Origin of the sequence: Acinetobacter sp. AM (genome assembly GCF_003105055.1) — a bacterium.
In the GTDB taxonomy this organism is placed as follows: domain Bacteria; phylum Pseudomonadota; class Gammaproteobacteria; order Pseudomonadales; family Moraxellaceae; genus Acinetobacter; species Acinetobacter tibetensis.
In genome coordinates, this window is sequence record NZ_QETG01000030.1 from 32,790 (window position 1) to 39,266 (window position 6,477).

The 6,477-nt window shown below is 40.3% G+C and carries 6 protein-coding genes; 2 read left to right on the plus strand and 4 right to left on the minus strand.

Features of this window, described 5'->3' with window-relative positions; translation table 11 throughout:
* Positions 1-4 precede the first annotated feature (4 nt).
* On the plus strand, positions 5-1,255 hold the full coding sequence (locus tag DCO44_RS14285) for an NADH:flavin oxidoreductase/NADH oxidase family protein (protein WP_116763032.1): 1,251 nt from the start codon (positions 5-7) through the stop codon (positions 1,253-1,255).
* Positions 1,256-1,324: 69 nt separating this feature from the next.
* Here the strand turns inward: DCO44_RS14285 and DCO44_RS14290 are convergent, their stop codons facing one another.
* The 3 genes from DCO44_RS14290 to DCO44_RS14300 all read right to left on the minus strand — a co-directional run bounded on the left by DCO44_RS14290 (position 1,325) and on the right by DCO44_RS14300 (position 3,510).
* The gene (locus DCO44_RS14290; protein ID WP_116763034.1) at positions 1,325-1,759 is read right to left on the minus strand and encodes a winged helix-turn-helix transcriptional regulator; all 435 of its coding nucleotides are present in this window, start codon (positions 1,757-1,759) and stop codon (positions 1,325-1,327) included.
* Between the two features lie 156 nt (positions 1,760-1,915).
* Positions 1,916-2,983, minus strand: coding sequence for an alpha/beta hydrolase (locus DCO44_RS14295; protein WP_116763036.1), 1,068 nt, complete (start codon positions 2,981-2,983; stop codon positions 1,916-1,918).
* 29 nt (positions 2,984-3,012) lie between these two features.
* Positions 3,013-3,510 carry a cyclophilin-like fold protein gene (locus tag DCO44_RS14300; RefSeq protein WP_116763038.1) on the minus strand — a complete coding sequence of 166 codons (498 nt, stop codon included), beginning with the start codon at positions 3,508-3,510 and terminating at the stop codon, positions 3,013-3,015.
* 238 nt (positions 3,511-3,748) lie between these two features.
* Between DCO44_RS14300 and DCO44_RS14305 the strand changes: the two genes are divergently transcribed.
* The gene (locus DCO44_RS14305) at positions 3,749-4,654 is read left to right on the plus strand and encodes a LysR family transcriptional regulator (protein ID WP_116763040.1); all 906 of its coding nucleotides are present in this window, start codon (positions 3,749-3,751) and stop codon (positions 4,652-4,654) included.
* Here DCO44_RS14305 and DCO44_RS14310 read toward each other — a convergent pair.
* A complete protein-coding gene (locus tag DCO44_RS14310) occupies positions 4,617-5,825 on the minus strand; it encodes an MFS transporter (RefSeq protein WP_116763042.1) in 1,209 nt (402 codons plus the stop codon). The two genes, DCO44_RS14305 and DCO44_RS14310, sit on opposite strands and share 38 nt — an antisense overlap.
* Positions 5,826-6,477 lie beyond the last annotated feature (652 nt).

A 6,477-nucleotide genomic window follows, 5' to 3' on the forward strand; every position in this document is an offset into this window, starting at 1 on the left:
AGCCATGACTCATCTGCAATTAAAAACGAATCTTTTGAATCAGCCTTTAACTTTACCGAATGGTGTCATCATTCCAAACCGGTTAGCGAAGGCTGCAACCAGTGAAACTTTAGCCAGCTATTCAAATAATCCAAACGAAAAACATGTTCGGCTATATCAGCGTTGGGCCGCATCAGGGATTGGGATGATCATAACTGGCAACATTATGATTGACCGCAAAGCTTTAGGTGAGGCTGGTAATGTGGTGGTTGAGGATGAGCGTGATTTTGCAATTTTACAGAAATGGGCAAAAACCGTGACCGAACAAGGTTCTCAATTGTGGGCACAGTTAAATCATCCAGGAAAACAATCACCGAAAGGATTAAATGTACGGAATATTTCTGCATCGGCAGTGCCATTTGGCGCAGAAATGCAGTCTTTATTTGCAACACCTGATGAAGCAACACACGAAGAGATTTTAGAAATTATTCAGCGTTTTGGTCGTAGCGCTGCGATATGTAAAAAGGCTGGATTTAGTGGAGTTGAGATTCACGCTGCGCATGGTTATCTAATTAACCAGTTTTTGTCACCTTTGCACAATTTAAGAAATGACGAGTGGGGTGGTACACCAGAAAAACGTCGCCGTTTCTTAATGGAAGTTTATGCAGAGATCCGAAAACAAGTCGGTAAAGAGTTTCCTATTGCGATTAAGCTTAACTCAGCAGACTTTCAAAAAGGTGGGTTTACCGAGCAAGATTCTTTAGAAACAATTCAGGCATTAGCGAATGCAGGCATTGACCTGATTGAAATATCGGGTGGTACTTACGAATCTGGTGTAGCCAAAGCGCCACAAAAAGCATCGACAATCGCACGCGAAGCTTTCTTTATTGATTTCGCAGAAAAAGTGAGAACACTCGTAAAAACGCCATTGATGGTAACAGGTGGATTCCGAACTGTAGAAGGTATGGATCAAGCTTTGCAGTCACATGCATGTGATGTCATTGGAATTGCAAGACTTATGGCAATTGAACCTGATGTACCCAAATCTTTACTGGCAGGAAAAAATGGTTTTCAGTCAGTGCAACCCATCAAAACTGGCATCAAAAAAATTGATAGTCTGGGGATTATGGAAGTACTTTGGTATACCCAACAACTCAAACGGATTGGGAAAGGTAAAGAGCCGAAACCTAAGGAAAGTGGGTTATGGGCATTTATTAAATCGGTTTTACTCAGTGGTTGGGGAACATATGCCACCCAACGTAGCCGAGCAAAATAACTAATTTATTTTAAATAGAATCAATAAAAAGCACTCCAATAGAGTGCTTTTTTTAATTTAAATTATTCGCTATTTTTGACTAATCGGGCGAGTACCAATTTCGGCGCCAGTCACTTGATCAATCACGATAGGTTTAATTTCAGTCCCTTGTTCAGCATCAAGGAATATAGGCATTTTTTCAGGATTTTCAAACGGTTTATGCTTCCGTCCCCAAGCTCCAATCACAAACAAAACTGGTAGAAAATCTTGACCTGCTTGAGTGAGTACATATTCTTCGCGTGGCGGATGTTCTGAATATTGTCGCTTTTCAAGTAATCCTTCATCGACTAAAACAGATAAACGTTTAGTGAGCATTGTGGGAGCAATACCTAAACTTTTACGGAATTGATCAAAACGAGTGAAACCAGCATGGGCATCACGTAAAATTAACATGCTCCATGCATCGCCTAGCACTGAAAGACTTCTTGCAATGGGACAGACTTCAAGATTGGTATTTTTACTCATAAGAAATTAATAAACTTGAATGTAACTACTAAAACAATAGTAACATGGTTTTATATTCTTAACTATGATAATTACCCTATATAAAAGACAAGTGAACTGCGAATTAAAACCGAAAGGTGGCTCTTAACCACCTTCAAGTTTTTAATCCAATATTTTCTATAAATTCTTTTCAAAAAATGCTGCTAATTTATCGAATGGAATTAAATTCACACGATCATATAAATCAACATGACCTGCACCTTTAACGTAATACAGTTCTTTAGGTTGCCCAGCCAGTTTATAAGCCTCTTCACTAAACTCTTTTGAATGCGCCTGATCACCAGTAATAAACAGCATCGGGCGAGGTGAAATGGTCTCTATGTCATTAAATGGATAGAAGTTCATAAACTTGATGTTACTGCTAAGTGTTGGGTGTGTGGTTGTTTTAGGATCAGCACCTTTAGCTGTAAATTCCCCACGTGGAGTACGATAGAAGTCATAAAACTCACGTTGAATTGGATGAGTATCCTGAGTTAATTCATGCACCGTTCCACTGGTATATTCAGTTTTTCCACCTGTAAACTCCACATAACGTTGCTGAGCAGCAGACGCAATGATCTGTTTTCGCTGTTCTAAACTCTGAGAATGATTCAGTGCATTACGGTTTGCCGCACCCATGTCGTACATACTCACAGTCGCAATCGCTTTCATGCGCGGATCAATTTTTGCGGCACTAATGACAAAACTACCACTACCACAAATTCCTAAAGCACCTATACGTTCACGGTCAATAAAATCACGGGTGCCTAGATAATCAACCGCTGCATTAAAGGCTTCACTATACATGTCAGGAGAAACCACATTGCGGGGCTGTCCTTCACTTTCACCCCAGAATGGCAAGTCAATCGCTAAGGTGATAAACCCCTGTTCTGCCAACTTTTGCGCATACAGCATGGAACTTTGTTCCTTGACGGCACCCATGGGATGACCAATTACAATTGCAGGTGATTTTGTCCATTTTTTAAGGTCTTTAGGGATCACCAAATTACCTACTACTGCCATATTGTATTGGTTTTTAAAAGTCACTTTCTGGATATTGACTTGACTGCTTTGATAAAAATTATCTGCATTATTTGACATATCTGCTGCCATCACTGTGGTAGAGGAGAATAAACCTACTGTTGCTGCCGTAATGACCGCTAAAACAGATTTACGAAATTTTTGGTTGTACTGAATGACTGACATAGCAATCTCACTTATTCATCATTGGGAAGTTATTTCACTTGGCGAATCACAACGGTGAATTCCGACTGACTCACAAACTCTTTTGGCAGGTCTTCCATTTTTCCTAGAAAAATAAGCCCATTGGCATAACCGACATCAGAATCTTTATAGAAAATTGCTAAATTTCCCCAAGGCGCGTAATAGCTAAGGTCACCTGTTTTTCCCGCATAACCTTTGGATGCGGATTGGGTTGAGAGTTTATGGGGTAAAGTGGCTATTTTTTCTGAGGATGCATAATCGCTAAGCTTCAATGAAAGCGGCAGTTGTTTAATAAAATCCTGAGTGCTTGGTGATGAATCTAAGGTTGCAAAAATAGGCTGTTCTGAGCCTTCAACCTCAATTTGAATTTTCATTTTTGAAACTCTTGTCACAGTTGGATGATGGTCGAGGTTAGGTTTAGCGGTAGTGGTTAAGGCAAAGCAGCTCAAAAGAATTACAAGCACAATCGAACAGCCAACAAAAGCATAGGAATATTGAGTTTTATTCATGATTAATATGCCCTTAAATTCATTGATGCAGATGCCTATTTCCTGTCCACATTCCCAACCGACCATTGTATAAACCAGTTAAAACCATGTGTTGAAAACAGTTTAGGTGGTTTTATTTAGAATGATTAGACTAAAAAATCAGCATGGACTTATTAGTGGTATTCATTAATCATGCATTAAATTGACTTATTTCGCGTTATACTGGATGAGGTAGCAATAAATATAAAAGCTGATTTTTATGATCACCAAAGAAAATTACAACGATCTCTATGCCTTTCTGATGGTGACGCGAGAGGGAAGTTTTACTAAAGCCGCTGGAAAACTTGGTGTTTCGCAATCTGCACTCAGCCATACCATTCGGGGGCTAGAAGAAAGGCTAGGTATGCTGTTACTCACGAGAACCACAAGAAGCGTCTCACCAACAGAAGCTGGAGAACGTTTAAGGCAAACCATTAGTGCCAGTTTCGATCATATCGACAATGAGCTTTCCTTGTTAAGTAAGTTAAGGGATACACCCGCAGGCACCGTCAGGATTAATGCTAGTAGCCATGCCATCCGACAAATTTTGCTGCCAAAACTCCAACAGCTAACCCAGCGTTATCCTGACATTAATATCGAATTAACGGCAAACAGTGGCATGGTGGATATTGTGGCTGAACGCTTTGATGCGGGTGTCCGTTTTGGTAGCCGCGTCGCAGAGGGCATGATTGCTGTTCGGATCGGTAATGATGTCAAAATGGCTGTGGTAGCAACACCTGAATATTTTGCAAAACATGGTCAGCCTCAATCGCCACAGGAGTTGACCCAACACTCCTGTATTGGTTTCCGACTCACCACACAAGGCGGCATCTATGCTTGGGAGTTTGAAAAAGATGGACTGGAAATAAAGATGAAGATTAATGGGCAATGGGTCTTTAATGAATCCTATCACAGTGCCGATGCTGTACGGTTGGGACTGGGAATTGCCTATATTCCAGAAGATATGGTTGAAGATGACTTGCGTAGTGGACGACTGGTCAAGGTACTGGATGATTACAGCATCCAGTTTTCGGGTTACCATTTATACTATCCACATCGGAGACAACAATCCCCAGCTTTAAGACTGGTTATTGATACTTTACGTTTAACAGATACCGCCGTGTAAATGAGGCAAATAGGGCACTCATCCCCAATACAACTGCACTTAAAATAAAGGTTGCCTGATAGCCTTGCCAGTCGAAAAGTAAACCGCCCGCAGTTGCTCCTAAGGTAATTGCCAATTGAATAATAGCGACCATGAGACCACCACCAGTCTCCGCTTCATGAGGCAGGGAACGGGTGAGCCAAGTATTCCATGCCACAGGTGCGGATGTTCCGATTAAACCCCACAAAGCCATCAACACTGCAATCATCCAGACATGATGCCCAAATAAGATAAATCCACCTGCTAGAAATGCCATTGTGAGTGGAATCAAGATTAAATAACGATACAAATGTTTATGTAAGATGTGACTGATAATAAAAGTACCGAGAAAACCTGCAATGCCTAAAATCAATAACAGCATAGAAAGCTGGTTTGCATCCACCAAAGTCACTTTTTCTAAAAAGGGGCGTAAATAAGTAAACAGTGCAAACTGCCCCATAAACAAGAACAAGATAGCGAACATACCTAAACAGATCACAGGCCGTTTTAATAACAGGAATACATTGCCACTCATTTGTTGAGTCTTGACTGGAGGTAGTGAGGGCATGGTTTTAACTTGCCAAAGTAATGCAATGATGGCGATGGGAACAATACAAAAGAAAGCCCCACGCCAACCAATGACTGAACCTAAAAAACTCCCTAAAGGTGCAGCAATAGTAGTGGCTAAGGCATTGCCGCCATTTAAAAGTCCCAATGCTTTTGGTATATCATTGAATGATACCAATCGCATTACAATGGCTGTGGACATTGACCAAAAACCGCCTATGACGATTCCTAGAATTGCCCGTCCTAACATGAATACAAGAGCATTATGGGCAAAAGTAATAATGATGCCTGAAAGTATCATCAATAGCGTTAGCCCAAGCATCACGGAACGTCTATCCCAGTTTCTAGTGAGTTTACTTATCATCAAACTGGTAATAACAGCAAAAATCCCTGAGATTGCAATTGCCTGTCCAACCTGACCCTCTGTCATCTTGAGGTCAAGTGCAATTGGTGTAAGTAAGCTCACAGGCATAAATTCAGATGCGATCAGCACAGCGCAACATAGAGACATCACCACAACCGCGCTCCATGTAGCCGTATTCACCGTTATATCTGTTGAAGAGTTGTGTTCGATAGGAGAAGACATATACAAACCTGCTTTAAAAATAAAGCATTTCTAAATTGAATTTGGAATGGGGGATAAACTAACAAATTAGAAAAGTATGAGTTAGAGGGCTTTGTTGAATAGAGTTATGAATGAAATGCATGAATAACTTGTTAATATAAAAATATCTTCTAGCATGAAATATTGAAAATGATTGCTGATAACAACATTATTTAGTGAAGTTCCCTAGAAATACACAATGCGGAACTTTAGTTTTTAAAACTTTAATTCATGATCTAAAAATAGATATTCAATAAGTATTTAAGATTATCCTTAAATATGTAATTAAATGAAAAACAATAATTATTTAAATATTTTCTAGCCATTTTCACATTGACACCTTAAATATTGAAGATTAACATTTGCGTGCTGGCCACATTGCCAGTCGGTTGTCGCAGACCGCAATGAAAGACCGTATCAGAGTTATTCCTTCTGAGGGATAGTTTTGTGCGTGAACTCCTCGTTCCCTCCCGTTGCGGTAGGACGGGAGAGGGACACCTTCGGGTGTGCTGGTTAAGTCTTTCTCCAGTCTGCGAACCCTCTTTCGTTCTGCCACCATAAATCTCTTATGCTCTGGCAGAACTCCATATATAAAGGAGTTGGCTTTGCACATTCATATTTTTTTGGCAACCAT